Genomic DNA, 18,816 nt, shown 5'->3' with positions numbered 1-18,816 from the left:
GTAGTGTTTGCTCCCAACTCGGACTGAATGCATGCGCTGGGTCGCCGCAATGCGGTCTCGGCAAGCAAGGCTGGTACAGGAGACGTGGGAGAGGGCCCTGATGTCCACTCCCTCGAGCCCGTCGCTACGCCTTCACGTATCGGCTGCATCGTGACGTGCCATGTAGGAACGCGAACCTGCTCGTTCCGGACACAAAATCACACTATGTGTGTGCGATAGAAGATTGGCTGCCTCGTTCAGCCTGGATTGAGTGCAGCGGCTCGACAAGCGGCTGTCGATTACTACTCGAAGACGTGATTCGTGTTCGAGCCGAAGGAGATTCGACGATGGATGTACGGGACTACCTGAAGATTCTGCAGGCACGGTGGAAGATAGTCGCTGTCGTTACTGTAGTCGTGATCTTGGGTGCGTTGGGCGCCTCGTTGATTGCCACACCGATCTACCAGGCTTCCACGCGCCTGTTCGTGTCGACCTCTACCGGAACAACCGTGAACGAGGCTTACCAAGGCAACCAGCTCTCGCAGCAGTTGGTCACTTCTTACGCCAAGCTGCTTACCGGCGAGACACTGGCACAGAGGACGATCGACTCGGTCGGGCCGGATCGGCTCGGCGGGCTTTCCGCTGCAGAGATTTCGTCGAAGGTGACCGCCACCTCGGCACCGGAGACAGTACTTCTCGACTTGAGCGTGCAAGATGCTTCGCCTGAACTGGCTCGAGAAATTGCAAATGCGCTGTCGGACGAATTTGTCGTCATGGTCAAAGATCTGGGTACACCCGCCAACGGCGGAACGGCGCCGGCGCGCGTCGTTGTGGAGCAGCGAGCACAAACTCCCGCGGAACCGGTCTCGCCGAAGACGTCGCGGAACGTGGCACTTGGTGCCGCGATCGGGCTTCTGTTGGGGATCGGGTTAGCGGTGGTGCGTGACCGCTTGGACAACACTGTCAAAGAACGAAAGACAGTCGAGGACATCGTTGGTGCGGCGATGGTGGGAACTATTCCGTTCGACAAGGAACGTGAAGTTCATCAAGCGATCAACTTCCACGAGGGCAACTCCGCCAGTGCCGAGGCATACCGTGAACTGCGAACCAATTTGCAGTTCCTGGCAGTGGATCGCCCCCCGAGTGTCATCGTCGTCACGAGTTCGCTTCCCTCGGAGGGTAAGACCACGACCGCCGTCAACATCGCACTCGTGCTGGCCGAGGCGGGCAAGACCGTATGTCTCGTTGAAGGTGACCTTCGTAAGCCGCGTGTGTCGAAGTACCTCGGACTGATCGGAAGCGTCGGGCTCAGTTCGGTCCTGGCCGGGCAAGCAGATCTGGACGACGTACTTCAGGTGACGAGCAATGCAGACCTGACGGTTCTGGCCTCGGGTCCGATTCCTCCGAACCCGAGCGAATTGCTGGGGACTGACACTGCGCATGCAGTTTTTGCCGATCTCCGCAGAAGGTTCGACTACGTCATCATCGATGCCTCGCCGTTGCTTCCGGTTACGGATGCTGCAGTTCTGTCTGCTCTGGCTGACGGCGCACTCGTCATTGCTCGTCATGGTTCGACGAAGAGGGAACAGTTGAGCAGGGCGGTGGGCAACCTCCACAGCGTGGGTGCGACGATTCTCGGCACTGTCATAACGATGACCCCGCTGAACGGTCGCGGGGTTTACGAGTACAAGTACTACTACGACTCCGATCCTGTGGTGAGTGTTGACCAGGTGAAAGAGCCGCAGTCGGCGATCTTGGTGAGCTGAAGCTACGCAGCATTTTCTGGCGAGTCCGCCCGTGACGCGATCACTGCACTGATCGCCGAGCGGGCGGACTCGTCTGCGTCTGGCCACCTGATCGCGAACCGGGCATCGTCGCCGCTGCGATCGTGCCCAGCTTGCCTGGCTAGGCTCGTGCCTATATCGAGAGCGTCCTCGAGATTCGTTACCCAGCCATGCTGTCGACCTCGCGTTGCAGGTTATCGAGATAGACCTCGTCATCCCTGCCGGCATCCGAAGCAACCCGGCATCGGTAGCAACTTCGATGCGTTCTTCGACCGACTGACCAAGATCGGTGCTGGCGACGTAGATCGCATTCGCGCTTGACTGAACAGGTCAAATCTTCGGTCGGTTTGTGAGGGTGACTCTACCGACGAACCTATTCAGCGGACCTGATTGCCACAGTTGGCCCTACGCCACGAATATTTGCGGCACCTGACAAAGCGCACCGAAAGCACTGATGCCGAGACCTACTGCCGCAATCCTCAACTCAACGACGGCACGTTGACTCTCCTCAAAGGCGGCCTTCGCAAAGGTGTCTTCGATTGCCTTCTCGATCCGTCTGTCTTCCGCCTCGAACCTGGAAGCCTGTTGACTCAGCTCCGAGTTGAGCTTGAACATCTCTCGCCGGATCGCATTCAGGTTTGATTCGAGAGCCGCCACGCGCGGCCCCATGGGTTGGCTTGGATCTATATCCACCTCAACGAGCGCCGACGAACCGATCACAACGGATGTAGCAGTGCGGACGTGGACGGTCGCACTACGACTACGCCGGAACGGATACAGCCTGCGAATCGACTCGGACCAGAACGGCACACCCGCTGCAGAATGGCGCCAAGCCTTGATCAGACCGATCGCGGCAATGGCTAGCCCTGCAATCTCGAGGAACTTGCCAACAATCGAGAGAATCCACATCCGGGTAAGCGCCTTCCAGTCAAAGGAGTGTCGCCTGATCGGCCCCTGACTCCGATCAGGCTAGGCGCAACCTTAGGGCTCGGCAATGCAGTTGATCCGCCAAAGTCGCTGTATTCCATCGGCGGAAACTACTGGCGCAACGCCAGTGGTTGCTTATGGACCTGTACCGGTGCTCAATCGGTTAACCTCCGTGCTTTGCAGCGTAGAGGTCGGTGGACTGTCAACTCTTGCGAGTGATGTTGTACTGCAATCATTTCCGATGCGTGAACTAGTCGCTCGGTACGTGTGGCCACATTCGTCGAAGATTTTGTCTTCACGTATCGCGGTGGCGCACTCAGTGGCGAAGTGTCGGACGATTGTTCAGAATTGCCGTGCGGCCGGACTGGCGATGGTTCGATTTGCAGAGCGTTTACCGACCGCGTGCGGGTTTCCGTCCAAACGTGGAGTCCAATTGATCGCGGCAATGAAAACTATAGGTACGCAATGCCAATGGTGAAGCATGCGCGCACTTGCCCGCCTGGAGGTTGGATAACTGATCTCAATGCTGGCGACTGGAAGAAGTTAGGAAAGTGCTATTGCCACACTGTCCGGAATGTGGCAAACTCCTCACTGGTACTGACCAGCTAGCCAAGTAATTGCCAAGATGCAAGTTGCGGCAATATCGAGGCCGGCGACGTCAGCGGGCGACGAGAAATCGCCGATCGCCTCGTGTTTGGGTCGTTAATGGGCTCTGCTTCAATCATGGGGTGTGAGCTGCGGCAATGCCGCAATAATTCGACAGTCGGGCCGAGGCCTGGCCATAGTCGCCGGTTGAACTACAAGGCGCACGTAATGCGACCATTCGCACTGAACGCAGTAATGCGGAGCAGTTGCTTCGCCGTCGAAGTATCTGGATTCGGCAAGGCGGTCCGATGGACCTCGGCCGGCGAACAGCTTCGCGCCGAGTTCTGTGCGTGGGGAAAGGTTTCTGAATACATGACGGTTCTCGAGATGGCCGCGCCCACCGAAGAACGGCCACAACAACACCGACGAGAAGCTCCGAAGAGGGCTGGTGGAGTATCCGCACGCAGGAAATGGCAATCTGCCTACCTTCGACGTTTGGCGATCACCGACACGATCATCGTTGCGTCAGTTGTGTTTCTGGCTCAGTGGTGGCGGTTCGGTGGCGACTCCGATGTCCTCGACGGAGAAGCACTCGGCCATTTGAGCTACAGCGCACTGTCTTTCGCCCTGATTATCGGGTGGGTGGCTGTGCTGAGAGTATTTCGCACCAGATCCCCCCGTGTGATCGGAAGCGGCCCTGAAGAGTACCGATTGATCGCTGTCGGAACGCTCCGGCTGTTCGGACTGATTGCGATCGCCAGCCTTCTCCTTCACCTCGAGATCGCGCGCCTGTATCTTGCCGTGGCGTTTCCGGTGGGATTGACGGCCTTGATCGCAAGTCGTTGGATCTGGCGACGAGTGATTGCCCGCGAGCGAGCCCGAGGTGAATTTCGAACTGCGGTACTCGTGGTCGGTGTGCGAGGGGCGGTTGTCGACCTTGCCCGTAACTTCGAGCGAGACGATGCCCATGGATACCGAGTCGTCGGAGTCTGCGTACCCGGCTACGGAGGAGGAGCGGGCGAAGTTGTCACAGTGAACGGTCGAGACATTCCGGTGCTCGGAGACGAACACAGTGTCACCGACGCACTCGAACAGGTCGGTGCCGACACGGTGGCAGTGACGGCGTCGGAGCGACTCGGACCGGAAGGGCTGCGCAAGCTGGCGTGGGATCTCGAGCGCGATCATGTGGACCTTGTTGTTGCACCGGGGATTCTGGATGTGTCCGGGCCGAGGCTCTCGATGCGTCCGGTCGCGGGATTTCCGCTGATACATGTCGAGCGTCCGCGCTATCACGGCGCACAAAGGTTCTCGAAGACGACCTTCGACATCGTTTTCGCGTCGCTGGTACTCACCGTGATCAGTCCGGTGCTTCTGGCGGCTGCGATCGCCGTCAAGCTCACGAGCAAGGGTCCGGTTCTGTACAAGTCGGAGCGGATGGGGTTGGACGGTCAGCCGTTCCCCATGCTCAAGTTCCGCTCGATGGTCCAGAATGCGGATTCACAGGTCACGGCACTGATGAAGGAGAACGAAGGCGCGGGAGTGCTTTTCAAGATGCGAGACGATCCGCGAGTGACGACGGTAGGTCGTTTCATGCGTCGGTACTCGATCGATGAATTACCCCAGTTCGTCAACGTCCTCCGGCGCGAGATGAGCGTTGTAGGACCGCGGCCACCGCTTCGGCGCGAGGTCGAGATGTACGACGGTGCGGTCAGTCGGCGGCTACTGGTCAAGCCCGGTGTCACCGGACTGTGGCAGGTCAGCGGACGTTCGGATCTTTCGTGGGAAGACACTGTCCGCCTGGATCTTTCCTACGTCGACAACTGGTCGATGATGGGTGACGTCATGATCGTCGCGAAGACGCTCAAGGCGGTGGTGGGAAGTGATGGCGCCTACTGACAAGAAGGCGGCACCGGCGCCTTGCGAGAACAAGGCTCCGAACAATCCGCTGATCTTGCGAACGGCATTGGTGATCGCGGTCGTCGGCGCGAGCGGAGCCTTTCAGGCGTACACGCAGAAGACAGCGCTCGGATCGTTGCTCGTGCACGGTTCGGCAGTTCTCGCGGCGACACTGGCGTTGGTCTACTTCCTCGATCGGCGATACTCACGCAACGCGATCTGGCCGGTCTTCGCGCTTCTGGTCGCGGCCGGCGTTCCGGCAACCAGCTGGTACTGGTCGACACTGCCCCGGAACTCCGCCGTCGCCGGCATCGTCATCGTGTGCCTGGCGATCACGGGAATCATCGTCGCCCGTGAGTTGACCTTCGCGGTGCGAGTGCGGACTGTTGCCCTCACCTTGCTGGTACTACTCGTGCTGTCGCTGATGGTCGTGTTCCTCGATCCTTCGACTGGCATCGACATGGACACCCGCGCTGTCACGTATCGCGGAATCTTCACACACAAGAACACTTTGGGCCGAATGGCTGCGATCGAAGTTGTACTCGTTGCTGTCATGCTCATGCTTCCCGGCGTCAAGCGGATACCGTGGTTGGCGGCGCTGGCTGTCGCCGGCATCGTGTTGTTCGAAGCCCGGAGCCAGACCAGTCTCGTCGCTGTAGGGATTGCGCTGGCGACGGTGCTTGCTCTGAAGTGCTTTCGACGGACACCGAACGCCCACCTCGCCTCGACTGTGATCATCGGCCTGTACCTCGGGGTGTCCGGCGCGATGAAGGTCCTCGGACCCGAAGTCGCAGAATTACTCTCGCGAGACGTCACGTTGACCGGGCGGCTTCACCTCTGGACCGTTTCGAACTACTACGCCGAACAGCGGCCCCTGCTCGGATGGGGCTTCGGCTCGGTGTGGGCGCCGGACAGTGCAGTGGGGCAGCTGATCCGGTCCAAGCTGTCCTTTTCGGCGACCAGTGCACACAACGGAATGCTCGACATTCGGCTGCAGATCGGTTGGATCGGATTCCTGCTGCTGTTGGCCGGCTACTACCTGCTCCTGAATACGGCTCTCTCGCGAGCTCACAGCAGAACCGAGTACATCGCCATCGTCGCGTTGACGGTTCTCGTCTTCTCGATGGACTTGACGGAGTCGACGCTCTTCTTCGGCGCTATGTGGTTGATCGTGTGGGTCTTCCTGGCTCCGCACGGACCCTCCACACCCCGTTCAGACGGTCCCCGCAGCGCTGAGCTGTCTATCCGCGGGGGCCGTATCGACAAGAACAACGCCAACAAATCCGTTCCGGCGCGAAGAGGAGGCGAGTGAGGTGTACAAGTCATTCGATGTAACCCGCACGGAGACCGATGTGAGCCCGACGCCCGACGTTCGATCGGCGGCACCGAAAGCGCTGATGTTCCATGCGATCTATCGAAATCCGGGTGGTGAGGAACAGAGCTTCGCAAATGAGTCCAGGCTCCTCGAATCGATCGGATACGAGACGGTTCGGTGCACCACCGAAAACTCCAAGATCTCTCGTGGACCGTGGGCGGGCGCCGCAGCAGTGTTCAGTCCTCGGGTACTCGTCGATGCGTTGCGAATCATCCGCTTGGAGCGACCGGACATCGTCTACGTCAACAACCTCTGGCCGGCGTTCTCGGCTTCGTTGCTCGTGGCCGCAAGAGCCGCCGGAATTCCTACACTGCAGGCGGTCCGGAACTATCGTCTGGTCACACCGTCAGCCAAGTTACGCGCCGATGGCACGTGCACCGAATGCGGTTCCACCAACTACTTCACGAGTTGTGTCCGCAACGGATGCTACGGAAACAGCCGACTGCAAAGCCTTGTCTGCTACCTGAGTGCTGCGGCAGTCAAGCTCAGCGTCTTGGGGTGGAAGCAACACAGGTTCGTTGCAACGAGCGCGATGACAGCACGTCTGGTCGAGGGACGACTGATCGAATCCGACCGCGTCGTGGTTCGTCCGAACTTCGGATTCGAAGAAAATGAACCCGAATTCCGGAGCAACGATTCGGTGGTGTGCGTCAGCCGACTCACACCCGAGAAGGGCGTCCTTGACCTGGTGCGCAACTGGCCGCAGGGCGCCGGAAGTCCCTCGCTCACAGTTCTCGGTGACGGACCGCAGCACGGCGAGATCTCCAGCTTGAGTACAGCTCGCGACAACGTGACGATGGCCGGATTCACGTCACACGAAGATGTGATCGAGACACTCCGCCACAGTGCGGCGTCCGTGGTCCCGTCTCAATGGGCAGAGCCGTTCGGACGCGTCGCGATCGAATCGATGTCGGTTGGCACCCCGGTCATCTACGCAACCAGCGGTGCACTCGCGGACATCGTCGGACCGGGCGGAACGCCGCTTCATTCCCTGGAAGAATCGTCGATCCGGGAGGCCCTCGCACGGATCTTCGGCGTGGACGACCGATCCGCGATACGCAAATCCGCATATCGTCACTACGCGAGTCGCTTCACCTCGCGCAAGGCGGCGACGTCGATGCGTGAGCTCATCAACGAGGTGAGCTCGTGAACGATCGCACTCGGCATATGACATTCATGGCGGATCAAGGGATTTCGAGCATCCTCACTTTTGTCGTTCTCACCTCGGTGGCACGACTCGGTGGTCCGATCGAAGTCGGCCAGGTTGCCGTGATTCAATCGGCGGGTCTGTTGGCACTGGCGCTGGGGCGAGCGATCGGCGTCGACGTCTGGCTCTCGCGAGGAGCGAAGTCGGACGAGCGTCGGCCGGCTTTGGCCCCCACGATCGTGCTGGCGGCAGTATCGGTGACATCGGTGTGGGCACTGTTCCTGATCGCGGGGTCGGACTCGATGAATCTCACGGTATATGCCTTGGCCGCAGTGGGTTTCGTGATCTTCGACGTGATACGCACGATGTTGATGCACGACGGTGCGAGTTGGATCTCTGCGTCGATACAGATCGTGACACTCTCGTTCGTTCTCATTGCAGCTTTCCTGGTCGAGAATCTGACACTTGCTCTCGTGACCTACACGGTCGGTGTCTTCGTTGCGCTCGCTCTCGGTCACGCATCCATGCGTCTGGTGCCGCCGGTGCCGTCGATCAGGTACTCCCGCACTCACCGTTACAGATCCGTGCCGTTCGCGATCGAGATATTGATGGGATCAGCTGCGCAGCAGGCAATGTTCTTGATACTCAGCGTGGTGGCGTCGATCTCGATGATCGGTGAGATCAGAACTGCGCAGACACTGCTCGGCCCACTGTCCTTGATGTTCGCGGGCATCTCACCGATCCTGATGCGCGAGTTCGGAAGTGGCGTCGAATCGATGAGCCCGAGCGAGTGCATGGCACTCGGTCGCCGAGTGGGATTGCGGATCTTCTTCGTTTCGATCGTCTGCGTTTCGCTGATCTGTCTCTTGCTCGAGATTCGGCTCTCTGGAGTTCGATTGATGGATCACCTGGTCGGGCCGCACTTCCCGAAGTTGATGCCGGTCCTTCTGTTGTGCGGACTGGCAGTGGCGTTCAACGGAATTCTTCTGGGCGTAGGCACTTCGATTCGAGTCGTGGACAAGACCGGAATGCTCAACACATTTCGCGCATTGCTGCTGCCGCTGCAGTTTCTGATCGTTCTCGGAGCGGGATTGTCCGACGATGCCGTCTATGTCGCAGGAGCATTGGCGGTATCGGCTGGTGTCAGTGCGAGCGTCGTGCTCCTGGTATCGATGAACGACGTCTCTCGGCCGAAGGTTGGTCTCTCATGAAGAACCTGACCGGCGTCATGGTCGCGATTTTGACGTACCGTCGCGAATCGGCACTTGCGCACTGTGTTGACAGCGTCAGGGCGTCGATCGAGGCTGCCGGCGTTGCGGCGGAGATCGTGGTGGGCGACAACGATCCGGAGTCCACCACACCGACATACGTCGTCGACGGGATCGAGCGACTGCATCTCGGGTTCGGCGGGGTATCGGCAGCGCGACGTGCACTCGTCGATCTCGCCAACGCGCGAGAACGTCGATACATCGTGTTCGTCGACGACGACGAATATGTCGAAGTCGACTGGCTGTCGAATCTCCTCACCTGCGCCGCAGATTTCAACGCGGGTGCTGTGGCCGGTCCTGTGATTCCGGTGGGTCTGCCTGCTTCAGAACTTCCATTGCACGCGCGTGTTCGCCACACCACCGGCACTCCGGTTGCGTCGGCAGGCGCTGGAAACCTGTTGTTGGACCTGAAGGCTTTGAACGGCTTGAACTTCAGTGACGATTGGGATCTACCTGGCGGCGAGGACACCGAGTTCACACTCCGGATGTGCGCCGGCGGTGTCCGGTTGCTGTGGTGCGACGAGGCAATTGCGTACGAACCCGTCGACGCGGATCGGCGTCGGGATTCCTGGCTCTTCGCACGATACGTCAACAACGGCCGGATCCTGGCGCTCTGTCAGGGACAACTCACCGCGCCGCAGTTGACGGCTCAGCTCGTCGAGCGAGCTGCTCTCGTACTCGCAGCGGCCGTGGCGATACCTGCTGCCGTGTTCAGTCCGCGTGTCAAACGCGTCATTCTCGATCACGGTGCACGCAACATCGGTTGGTTCTCACAGCAATTCGATCGCCGCGGTTCTCGGATGCCACGCGCACAGAGGCTGGAGGTAGCGCGATGACACGGTTGTTGATGACGGCATACGCCTGCGATCCGAATCAGGGGAGTGAATCCGGGGCGGGTTGGGCGCTTCTCTCGGCGGCTTCCGAACTGTGTGAGTCGATCACGGTGGTGACTCGCTCCGGTGAGGCTCCTACGTTGGAATCCGCGTGTGAACAACTCGGTTGCGAAGTTCGAGTCGTGCGGATAGCGACGTTGACCGCAGAAGAAGCCGGATCGTACAGTCGATACCTCCGATGGCTCTGGCACACTTCACTGTTCGTTCGGCGTGAAGCGGCACACTTCGACGTCCTGCACCACGCAACGTTCGCCTCCGACTGGCTGCCCCCACCGGTGCTGTTCGGTGGAGTCGGTGGCAAACGACTCGTGTGGGGGCCTGCCGGCGGAAACACCTACCCGCCGATGTCACTCGCCAGGAGTGTCGGTGTGCGATACCTGGCCACCACTGCTGTTCGCACCTGCTCGACGAAAGTCGTACGGGCACTGACCCACATCTTCGTGTCCGGACGCGTCGACACCTTCATCGCGATGAATTCCGACAGCGGCCGCGGGGCCCCGCGAGCCTGCGACGTCGTCGTCCAGCCCAATTGCGTTCTGGACTACGACGGAATCGAAGTTCAATCGGTGCCCAGACCGAAACGAAAACTGCTTTTTGTGGGAAGGCTGTTGCAGTACAAGGGGATCGACCTGATACTCGACGCGCTCGAGCATCTCGGTACCGATTGGTCCATGACCTTTGTCGGGGAAGGGCCCGCTCGAGCGCGAATCGAGAAGTCGCTGCCCTACCGGCGCGGTCAGATCACGCTTCACGGGTGGCGCGACAGATCGGAAGTGATGAGGGAGATGGGGGCCTCCTCGGCCTTGCTCTTCCCGAGCATGCACGATTCCGGCGGTTGGGTGGCCGCCGAAGCGGCCGCGGTGGGCCTCCCGGTGGTCTGTTTGGATCTCGGCGGTGTACCGACTCTGGCCGGTCGGAACGCCGTGGCGATTCCGGTTGCGCCGGCATCCACACTTCCCTCGCGTATTGCTCGATCGATTGTCGAGACCGAGCTTTCTCTCTTTGAACCGCAACGTGATTGGACTCGATCCCGGTTGGAATCGATCTTGTCGCGCAGCTACGGCCAGTGCAATGAACGTCAACAAACGAACTCGGAAAAGTGGTGAGACAGATGAGCAGTCCGTTCGAGGTCATCGAGGTCGGTGGCATTCCGTTTGCCGCGACCAATCTCGAGGGAGCTACCGATTGGGTAGTCAACGAAAGGCGGGAGGGGGTGGGAACCGGAGTCTCCGTGCGGTTGTCGAATTCCTACTGCGTGTCGGCGGCACACAACGATCGCGACTACTCCGCAGTGCTGAAAGGCCCCGGGGTGAACTTCGCAGACGGAACCCCGGTCAGCTGGGTCATGCGGTTGACAGGTGGCGGTGCCATTTCCGATCAGATCGGTGTGCGACCAGTTCGCGGTCCGTCGTTCTTCGAGGCCACCCTGGACAAGGGACGCCGCTACGGCCTTCGTCACCATTTTGTCGGCACGACAGAAGCGACGTTGAGTCTCTTGAAGGATCGAGTAGAGGAGTTGTACCCGGGCATCGAGGTGGCCGGCACTTATGCCCCACCGTTTGCCGCGTTCAGCAAGGAGTTCGTCGACGACATCATCACGAAGGTCGGTCCGTCGTCACCGGACATCGTGTGGGTCGGTCTGGGCGCACCCAAGCAGGATTTTGTCACGAAGGCGATAGCAGATCGAACCGACTACGTGGCTGTCGGCGTGGGTGCCGCCTTTGATTTCCTGGCGGGAACTGTTTCCGAAGCACCAACTTTCGTCCAGAACTCAGGTTTCGAGTGGCTGTATCGACTTGTGTCGGAACCCAAACGTCTGTGGCGACGCTACCTGTTCGGAAACTCGACTTTCCTCCGACTGGCATCACGTGACATTCGAAAAGTACTCGGCCGGTTTGGGGGACGCACATGAGCGAGATCAAGACTGCCGAGCGATTCGGAGGAATACGGACCACAACCGTGGTTTCGCAACTATCAGGCGGGCTGTCCCGCAACGGAAGGAACGCAGGATGAAACGCGCACTGATTACCGGAATCACGGGGCAGGACGGCTCTTACCTCGCCGAGTTGCTGCTCTCCAAAGGCTATGAGGTTCACGGACTGATCCGTAGATCTTCGACGTTCAACACTTCGAGGATCAACCACATCTACGTGGACCCGCACCATGCGGATGCTCGACTCTTTCTTCACTACGGTGACCTCAGTGACGGAGCGCGTCTGGTGACGCTGCTTGCGCAGATCAAGCCGGACGAGGTGTACAACCTCGCTGCGCAGTCTCACGTCAGAGTGAGCTTCGACGAACCCGAACACACCGGGAACACCACCGGCGTCGGGTCGATCCGATTGCTCGAAGCGGTTCGGATGGCCGGACTCGACTGCCGGTTCTACCAGGCGTCGAGCTCCGAGATGTTCGGTGCGACACCACCACCGCAGAACGAGGAGACACCGTTCTACCCTCGCTCGCCCTACGGTGCGGCGAAGGTGTACTCGTACTGGATCACCAAGAACTATCGTGAGGCGTACGGGATCTTCGCCGTCAACGGAATTCTGTTCAATCACGAGTCCCCCAGGCGTGGTGAGACATTCGTGACACGGAAGATCACGCGCGCAGTCGCACGTATCAAGGCGGGTATCGAGGATCACCTGTACATGGGCAATCTCGATGCGATTCGCGACTGGGGATACGCGCCGGAGTACGTGGAGGGAATGTGGCGCATGCTGCAGGTCGACGAGCCTGAGGATTTTGTGCTCGCCACCGGTGGCAACTACTCGGTGCGCGACTTCCTCACCGTCGCTTTCGAACATGCAGGTCTGAACTGGGAAAACCACGTTCGATTCGACGAACGGTATCTTCGTCCGACCGAGGTGGACGCACTGATCGGGGATCCGAGTCATGCTGAGCGCAAACTCGGTTGGAAGGCCGGCGTCCACACACCCGAACTGGCCCGGATCATGGTCGACGCAGACATCGAAGCGCTCGAGCACGAAGGGCGACCGTGGATCGACACTCCGGCACTTCCCGACTGGTTGGCGACGCGATGAGTGATTCGTTCGCGCCGCGACCCCTCGATCGAGACGCACCGTTCTACGTGGCTGGACACCGAGGTTTGGTCGGCTCTTCGGTGTGGCGACACCTGGAATCTGTCGGCTTCTCCAGGTTGCTCGGAAAGACGTCGGCCGAACTCGATCTACGTGACCGGGAAGCTGTTTTCGATTTCTTCGCCCGCGAAAAGCCGACCAACGTGATCCTCGCAGCGGCAAAAGTTGGTGGGATTGCGGCGAACAGCACCTTCCTCGTCGACTTCCTGTCGGAGAATCTGCGCATCCAGGTAAACGTGCTCGACGCCGCCCTCGCGCATGGCGTCGAGCGTCTCCTGTTCCTCGGATCATCGTGCATTTACCCGAAATTGGCGCCGCAACCGATCAAGGAGGAGTACCTCCTCACCGGTCATCTCGAGCCGACCAACGACGCCTATGCAATTGCAAAGATCGCGGGAATACTCCACGTTCAAGCTGCCAGGCGGCAGCACGGTCGCCCCTGGATCTCGGCTATGCCCACCAACCTGTACGGCCCGGGAGACAATTTTTCGCCACGCGGATCGCACGTACTTCCCGCACTCGTTCGGCGTTACGACGAGGCGCAGTCGTCCGCAGTCCAGTCGGTTGTCAACTGGGGGAGTGGCAATCCACGCCGTGAGTTCCTGCATGTCGACGACCTGGCGTCGGCGTGTCTGCATCTGCTTGAAAACTACGACGGTGCATCGCATGTCAACGTCGGAACCGGCGAGGATCACACAATTCGTGAGATCGCTTCGATAGTCGCCGAAGAGGTCGGATACACCGGAGAGACGCGGTGGGACACCTCGAAGCCGGACGGAACGATGCAGAAACTTCTGGACGTGAGCATGATTCGTGAACTCGGGTGGCGGCCCACGATCGGATTACGCGAAGGTATTGCGTCGACAGTCTCGTGGTACCGAGACAACATCGGTGCCGTACGCACCTGAATGGCTTTTCCCGTCAACACTTCACACAATCTCGAGAAAGTGGATCGAGCAACATGAGCACTCGCATAGCAGTCTTCGGCACGGGATACCTGGGCGCGACGCACGCGGCCTGTATGGCTGAACTCGGTCACGAGGTCCTCGGAGTGGATGTCGATGCGGCGAAGCTGGAGAAACTGGGAGCAGGTGAAGTTCCCTTCTACGAGCCAGGGTTGGGCGAGGTCCTGAGAAGAAACATCGATCGAGGGCGGCTGAGGTTCACGTCGTCGTACGAGGAAGCCGCAGAATTTGCGGACGTGTTCTTCCTCGGCGTCGGTACGCCGCAGAAAAAGGGCGAGTTCGCCGCGGACATGATATACGTGGACGCGGTGATCGAGACTTTGGCACCGCTGCTCACCAAACCCTCGGTCATCTTCGGCAAGTCCACGGTGCCGGTGGGAACCGCGGAACGGCTCGGTAAGCGCGCGCGGGACCTGGCGCCGATCGGCGACGGCGTCGAAGTCGCGTGGAATCCCGAGTTTCTCCGTGAAGGATTTGCCGTCCAGGACACGTTGCACCCGGACCGGCTTGTGCTCGGGGTCGACCGAAATCTGCGCGGTCGGGGGGAATCTGTTGCGCGCGAAGTTTATGCAGAGCTCATCGATGAGGGGATTCCCTTTCTCGTCACGGACCTCGCGACGGCGGAGTTGGTCAAAGCGTCGGCGAACGCATTTCTGGCGACGAAGATCTCGTTCATCAACGCCATCTCCGAAGTGTGCGAGGCCGCGGGCGCCGACGTCACGGTGCTCGCCGACGCGATCGGACACGACGTTCGGATCGGACGTCGCTTCCTCAACGCGGGAATTGGTTTCGGCGGAGGGTGTTTGCCGAAGGACATCCGTGCCTTCATGGCCCGCGCCGGTGAACTCGGTGCCGACCAAGCACTGACGTTCCTGCGTGAAGTCGACAACATCAACATGCGCAGACGTACCCGCATGGTCGAATTGGCGCGAGAGGCATGTGGGTCGCTACTCGGCGCGAGGGTCGCAGTTCTGGGTGCCGCATTCAAGCCGGACTCGGACGACGTTCGTGACTCGCCCGCGCTCAATGTCGCGGGTCAGATTCAGCTCCAAGGTGCTGCGGTGAACGTGTACGACCCGAAGGCCATGGACAACTCGCGCGCGCTGTTCCCGACGCTGACCTACTCGGCAAATGCTTTGGAGGCCTGCGAAGGTGCCGATGTTGTCCTGGTTTTGACCGAGTGGCCCGAATTCTTGAAACTGCGGCCGTCCGATCTCGACTCGGTGGTTCGCAAAAAGGTGATCGTCGACGGGCGTAACTGCCTGTCCCCAGCCGACTGGCGGGGCGCGGGTTGGACATACCGCGGCTTGGGACGTCCGTGAGCACAGGGCATCTTGCCCGCTGCAGTTGATCGATATCGAAGTTGAGAAAGCCCGGTTCGCCCTCGCGGCCTGACCGGCAACGACCGCTCAGACCCGCAGTGGACATGCGTGAGCCGAAGGAGACATCAAGATGGAAATAGTCGACTACCTCAAGATATTGCAAGCCAGGTGGCGGACAGTCGCGGTCGTAACCGTGCTGGGAATCCTGGGAGCTCTTGGTGCGTCCCTTCTTTCGACACCGATCTACCAAGCCTCGACTCGGTTGTTCGTGTCGACGTCGGCGGGAACCTCGGTCAACGAGGCACTTCAAGGTAGCCAGTTGTCGCAACAGCGAGTTCTGTCGTATACAAAACTCCTGACGGGTCGAACGCTCGCACAGCGGACGATCGACGAACTGGGGCCGAGAGTGGTCGGCGGGATGTCGGCTGACGAGTTGGCCTCCAAGGTCACCGCGACGTCGGCGCCCGACACTGTTCTGATCGACCTCGCAGTCAAGGACGCGTCACCGGAACTCGCACGCGAGATCGCGAACACTCTCTCGTCCGAATTCGTCGCCTTGGCAAAGGAACTGGAGACACCCGAGATTGGCGGAACACCGCCTGCGCGAGTGGTTGTCGAGCAGCAAGCTCAAGAGCCGACTGTTCCCGTGTCACCCAAGACTTCGCGCAACCTCGCGCTCGGAGCAGTGGCGGGACTGCTGTTGGGGATCGCGCTTGCGCTGATTCGTGATCGGCTCGACAACACGGTGAAGGATCGTCGAACGGTGGAAGAGATCGCGGGTTCGGCGATGGTGGGCACGATCCCGTTCGACAAGGACGTCGAAGTCAACCACGCGATTGCTTTCAGTGAAGGTAATTCCGTGAGTGCCGAAGCTTTCCGCGAATTGCGCACCAACCTTCAATTCCTCGAAGTCGATCACCCGCCTCGCGCGATTGTCGTCACGAGTTCGCTTCCCTCCGAGGGTAAGACAACCACAGCAGTGAACATCGCACTGGTCTTGGCGGAGGCAGGAAAATCGGTCTGTCTGATGGAGGGTGATCTCCGGAAGCCGCGGGTATCGAAGTACCTGGGATTGATCGGGAGCGTCGGTGTCAGTTCGGTACTCTCTGGTCAAGCGAACCTTGACGATGTGCTGCAGCCGACCGAATTCGCCGGGCTGACCGTGCTGGCCTCGGGGCCGATCCCGCCGAACCCGAGCGAACTGCTCGGCACGGACACGGCCAAACATGTTCTCGAGGAACTGCGGGCGCGATACGACTACGTCATCATCGACGCCTCCCCGTTGCTACCCGTCACGGACGCTGCAGTTCTGGCAGCCATGTCGGACGGCGCTCTGGTGATCGCCCGGCACGGCTCCACGAAGCGTGATCAACTTGCGCGCGCCGTCGGAAACCTGCAGAGCGCGGGAGCGCACGTCCTGGGCACTGTCATCACGATGACGCCGTCTCGCGGTCGTAATGCGTACGAGTACAGCTACTCCTACGAGTCGGACAAGTCGCTACCGCAGTTGACCGCGGTGACGTCGCTCAGCTCTCACCGAAGCGAAGTCGGCTGAGCAACGGGCCCACGAGGTCGGCGATCTGAAGTCCGATCTCGTGAAAGAGCTTCTCTTCCTTACCCATCGGATCCGTGACGTCCTCGGGTTCGGTGGCACGAAAACGCGGTCTGGCGGCGGCGAGATCGTCGACACTGCCGGCGTCGGCGAGCGTGGCCAACCGTGCGGCCTCTCGAAGGGTGAAGGTGCGCTTCAGTCGGGTTGGAGCAATCGACAGGACTTTGTCCCGGTGACTTTCGGTCATCGTGAGAATGAGATCTGCATCCGCAGCCAGCGCCGTCGTCAGACGTCGGGCTTGAAACTCTCCGGGGTCGCCGCCGAGACCCGCGAGAACCCGTGCCGCAGTCGGCTCGATCGGGTGTCCGACCATCGCCCGGGTGCCGGCGCTCGAAGCGGTGAATCCGGTGGCCCCGGCTTCGGCGGCGTAGGCACGCGCGAGGCGTTCACCGGTAGGTGATCGGCAGATGTTTCCCGTACAGACAAAGAGAACGTGCATGGCAGAAGCATAGGTCGCAGCCGCGACGCACTCGTCGTACGCCCGATGTTGGTTTCGCGCCCACCTGGCGTACGCGTGTCGGAAAGTTCGGGCGCATACCAACAACACATGAAAATGACCGTGTTCGGAACGGGATACCTGGGGGCGACCCACGCAGTGTGTATGGCCGAACTGGGTCACGACGTGCTGGGAGTCGACATCGACCAGTCCAAGGTCGACAAGTTGTCTCGGGGGGAGGTCCCGTTCTTCGAGCCGGGTCTGACCGAAATGCTCGAGAAGAATCTGGAGTCGGGTCGGCTCCGGTTCACGACGTCCTATGCCGACGCCGCGGATTTTGCAGACATCCACTTTGTCGGGGTGGGGACTCCGCAGAAGAAGGGGGAGTACGCCGCGGATCTGAGTCACGTTCATTCGGTGATCGACATGTTGGCGCCGTTCCTTCGGCGGCCTTCGCTGATCGTCGGCAAGTCGACCGTTCCGGTGGGCACGGCTGCGGTTCTCGGCGAACGACTCCGGTCCACTGCGCCCGCGGGTGACGCCGTCGAGGTGGCCTGGAATCCGGAGTTTCTGCGTGAGGGGCACGCCATCGCGGACACCCTGAGCCCTGATCGGTTGGTTCTCGGGGTTGATCGTGATCGACCGGGAAATGCCGAAGGTGTACTTCGTGAGGTGTACGCCGAGATGTTAGGTGCGGGGGTGCCGTTCCTCGTGACCGATCTGGCGACATCCGAGTTGGTCAAGGGATCCGCGAATGCGTTCCTCGCGACCAAGGTGTCCTTCATCAACGCGATTGCGGAGGTGTGTGAGGCCACCGGCGCCGATGTCACGATCTTGGCCGACGCTCTCGGATACGACGCTCGGATCGGCAGGCGGTTTTTGAATGCGGGGTTGGGGTTCGGCGGTGGTTGCCTGCCGAAGGACATTCGGGCTTTCATGGCGCGCGCCGGAGAGTTGGGTGTAGATCAAGCGCTGTACTTCCTTCGTGAGGTCGACAGCATCAATATGCGTCGACGCACAAAAGCAGTGGAACTGGTGACGGCAGCCTGCGAAGGCGGTTTGCTGGGAGCTAACGTGTCGGTGCTCGGGGCCGCATTCAAGCCTGAATCCGACGATGTTCGCGATTCGCCTGCACTCAACGTCGCGGGAATGATGCAGCTGCACGGGGCGGCAGTAACCGTCTTCGATCCGAAGGCGATGGATAATTCTCGCCGATTGTTTCCCACCCTGCACTACGCAACCTCCACGTCAGACGCCTGCAAGAATGCCGATGTCGTTTTGATCGCGACCGAATGGGACGAGTTCGCCTCATTGAAGCCTGGCGATCTGGAACCACTCGTTCGTCGACGCGTGATCGTCGACGCCAGAAATTGCCTCGATCCCGAAGTCTGGCGTGCGGCCGGTTGGAACTATCGCGGCTTGGGGCGGTAGGTCAAACGTCCAGGTAGCGAAAAAGTAGCTGCGATTGGGCGTTGGATGCGATGCGCGAACCTCGCAGCCCGTCCCTAATGGGTAGACTTCCGGCCGGG

Annotated in this window: 15 protein-coding genes; 13 read left to right on the top strand and 2 right to left on the bottom strand. The window is 60.3% G+C overall.

Annotation, left to right across the window (positions count from 1 at the left end; translation table 11 throughout):
- The first annotated feature begins 326 nt into the window (after nt 1–326).
- Nucleotides 327–1,745 (top strand): polysaccharide biosynthesis tyrosine autokinase, encoded by a 1,419-nt coding sequence (locus ACWF6P_RS18120; protein ID WP_452621920.1) that lies wholly within the window; start codon nt 327–329, stop codon nt 1,743–1,745.
- 423 nt (nt 1,746–2,168) lie between these two features.
- Here the strand turns inward: ACWF6P_RS18120 and ACWF6P_RS18115 are convergent, their stop codons facing one another.
- Nucleotides 2,169–2,672 (bottom strand): hypothetical protein, encoded by a 504-nt coding sequence (locus tag ACWF6P_RS18115; protein WP_452621919.1) that lies wholly within the window; start codon nt 2,670–2,672, stop codon nt 2,169–2,171.
- A 975-nt stretch (nt 2,673–3,647) separates the two neighbouring features.
- Between ACWF6P_RS18115 and ACWF6P_RS18110 the strand changes: the two genes are divergently transcribed.
- From ACWF6P_RS18110 to ACWF6P_RS18060, 11 genes are all read left to right on the top strand, one after another.
- The gene (locus ACWF6P_RS18110) at nt 3,648–5,171 is read left to right on the top strand and encodes a sugar transferase (protein WP_452621918.1); all 1,524 of its coding nucleotides are present in this window, start codon (nt 3,648–3,650) and stop codon (nt 5,169–5,171) included.
- Nucleotides 5,158–6,483 (top strand): O-antigen ligase family protein, encoded by a 1,326-nt coding sequence (locus ACWF6P_RS18105; RefSeq protein ID WP_452621917.1) that lies wholly within the window; start codon nt 5,158–5,160, stop codon nt 6,481–6,483. Before ACWF6P_RS18110 ends, ACWF6P_RS18105 begins: the two co-directional genes overlap by 14 nt.
- A 1-nt stretch (nt 6,484) precedes the next feature.
- Complete coding sequence (locus ACWF6P_RS18100) at nt 6,485–7,696, top strand: glycosyltransferase family 4 protein (RefSeq protein WP_452621916.1); 1,212 nt, start codon at nt 6,485–6,487, stop codon at nt 7,694–7,696.
- On the top strand, nt 7,693–8,904 hold the full coding sequence (locus ACWF6P_RS18095; protein ID WP_452621915.1) for a hypothetical protein: 1,212 nt from the start codon (nt 7,693–7,695) through the stop codon (nt 8,902–8,904). The genes ACWF6P_RS18100 and ACWF6P_RS18095 overlap by 4 nt, the downstream gene beginning before the upstream one ends.
- Nucleotides 8,901–9,797: a glycosyltransferase family 2 protein gene (locus ACWF6P_RS18090; RefSeq protein WP_452621914.1), complete on the top strand. Its 897-nt coding sequence runs from the start codon at nt 8,901–8,903 to the stop codon at nt 9,795–9,797. The genes ACWF6P_RS18095 and ACWF6P_RS18090 overlap by 4 nt, the downstream gene beginning before the upstream one ends.
- The gene (locus ACWF6P_RS18085) at nt 9,794–10,960 is read left to right on the top strand and encodes a glycosyltransferase family 4 protein (protein ID WP_452621913.1); all 1,167 of its coding nucleotides are present in this window, start codon (nt 9,794–9,796) and stop codon (nt 10,958–10,960) included. The genes ACWF6P_RS18090 and ACWF6P_RS18085 overlap by 4 nt, the downstream gene beginning before the upstream one ends.
- A 5-nt stretch (nt 10,961–10,965) precedes the next feature.
- On the top strand, nt 10,966–11,766 hold the full coding sequence (locus tag ACWF6P_RS18080) for a WecB/TagA/CpsF family glycosyltransferase (protein ID WP_452621912.1): 801 nt from the start codon (nt 10,966–10,968) through the stop codon (nt 11,764–11,766).
- 97 nt (nt 11,767–11,863) lie between these two features.
- Nucleotides 11,864–12,895: a GDP-mannose 4,6-dehydratase gene (gene gmd, locus ACWF6P_RS18075; RefSeq protein ID WP_452621911.1), complete on the top strand. Its 1,032-nt coding sequence runs from the start codon at nt 11,864–11,866 to the stop codon at nt 12,893–12,895.
- Entirely contained in the window at nt 12,892–13,860 is a 969-nt protein-coding gene (locus ACWF6P_RS18070; RefSeq protein ID WP_452621910.1) for a GDP-L-fucose synthase family protein, read from the top strand. The genes gmd and ACWF6P_RS18070 overlap by 4 nt, the downstream gene beginning before the upstream one ends.
- Nucleotides 13,861–13,913: 53 nt before the next feature.
- Nucleotides 13,914–15,239 (top strand): UDP-glucose dehydrogenase family protein, encoded by a 1,326-nt coding sequence (locus ACWF6P_RS18065; protein WP_452621909.1) that lies wholly within the window; start codon nt 13,914–13,916, stop codon nt 15,237–15,239.
- 130 nt (nt 15,240–15,369) lie between these two features.
- The gene (locus tag ACWF6P_RS18060) at nt 15,370–16,794 is read left to right on the top strand and encodes a polysaccharide biosynthesis tyrosine autokinase (RefSeq protein ID WP_452621908.1); all 1,425 of its coding nucleotides are present in this window, start codon (nt 15,370–15,372) and stop codon (nt 16,792–16,794) included.
- Here the strand turns inward: ACWF6P_RS18060 and ACWF6P_RS18055 are convergent.
- Nucleotides 16,766–17,290: an arsenate reductase/protein-tyrosine-phosphatase family protein gene (locus ACWF6P_RS18055; RefSeq protein WP_452621907.1), complete on the bottom strand. Its 525-nt coding sequence runs from the start codon at nt 17,288–17,290 to the stop codon at nt 16,766–16,768. The genes ACWF6P_RS18060 and ACWF6P_RS18055 overlap by 29 nt on opposite strands.
- Nucleotides 17,291–17,398: 108 nt before the next feature.
- Here ACWF6P_RS18055 and ACWF6P_RS18050 point away from each other — a divergent pair, with 108 nt between their 5' ends.
- A complete protein-coding gene (locus ACWF6P_RS18050) occupies nt 17,399–18,718 on the top strand; it encodes a UDP-glucose dehydrogenase family protein (protein WP_452621906.1) in 1,320 nt (439 codons plus the stop codon).
- Nucleotides 18,719–18,816: the final 98 nt, after the last annotated feature.

The sequence above is a fragment of the Rhodococcus sp. NPDC055024 genome (assembly GCF_053608585.1).
Note: the sequence above shows the minus strand (reverse complement) of the source record. Positions and strands in the feature narration are given on the sequence as shown.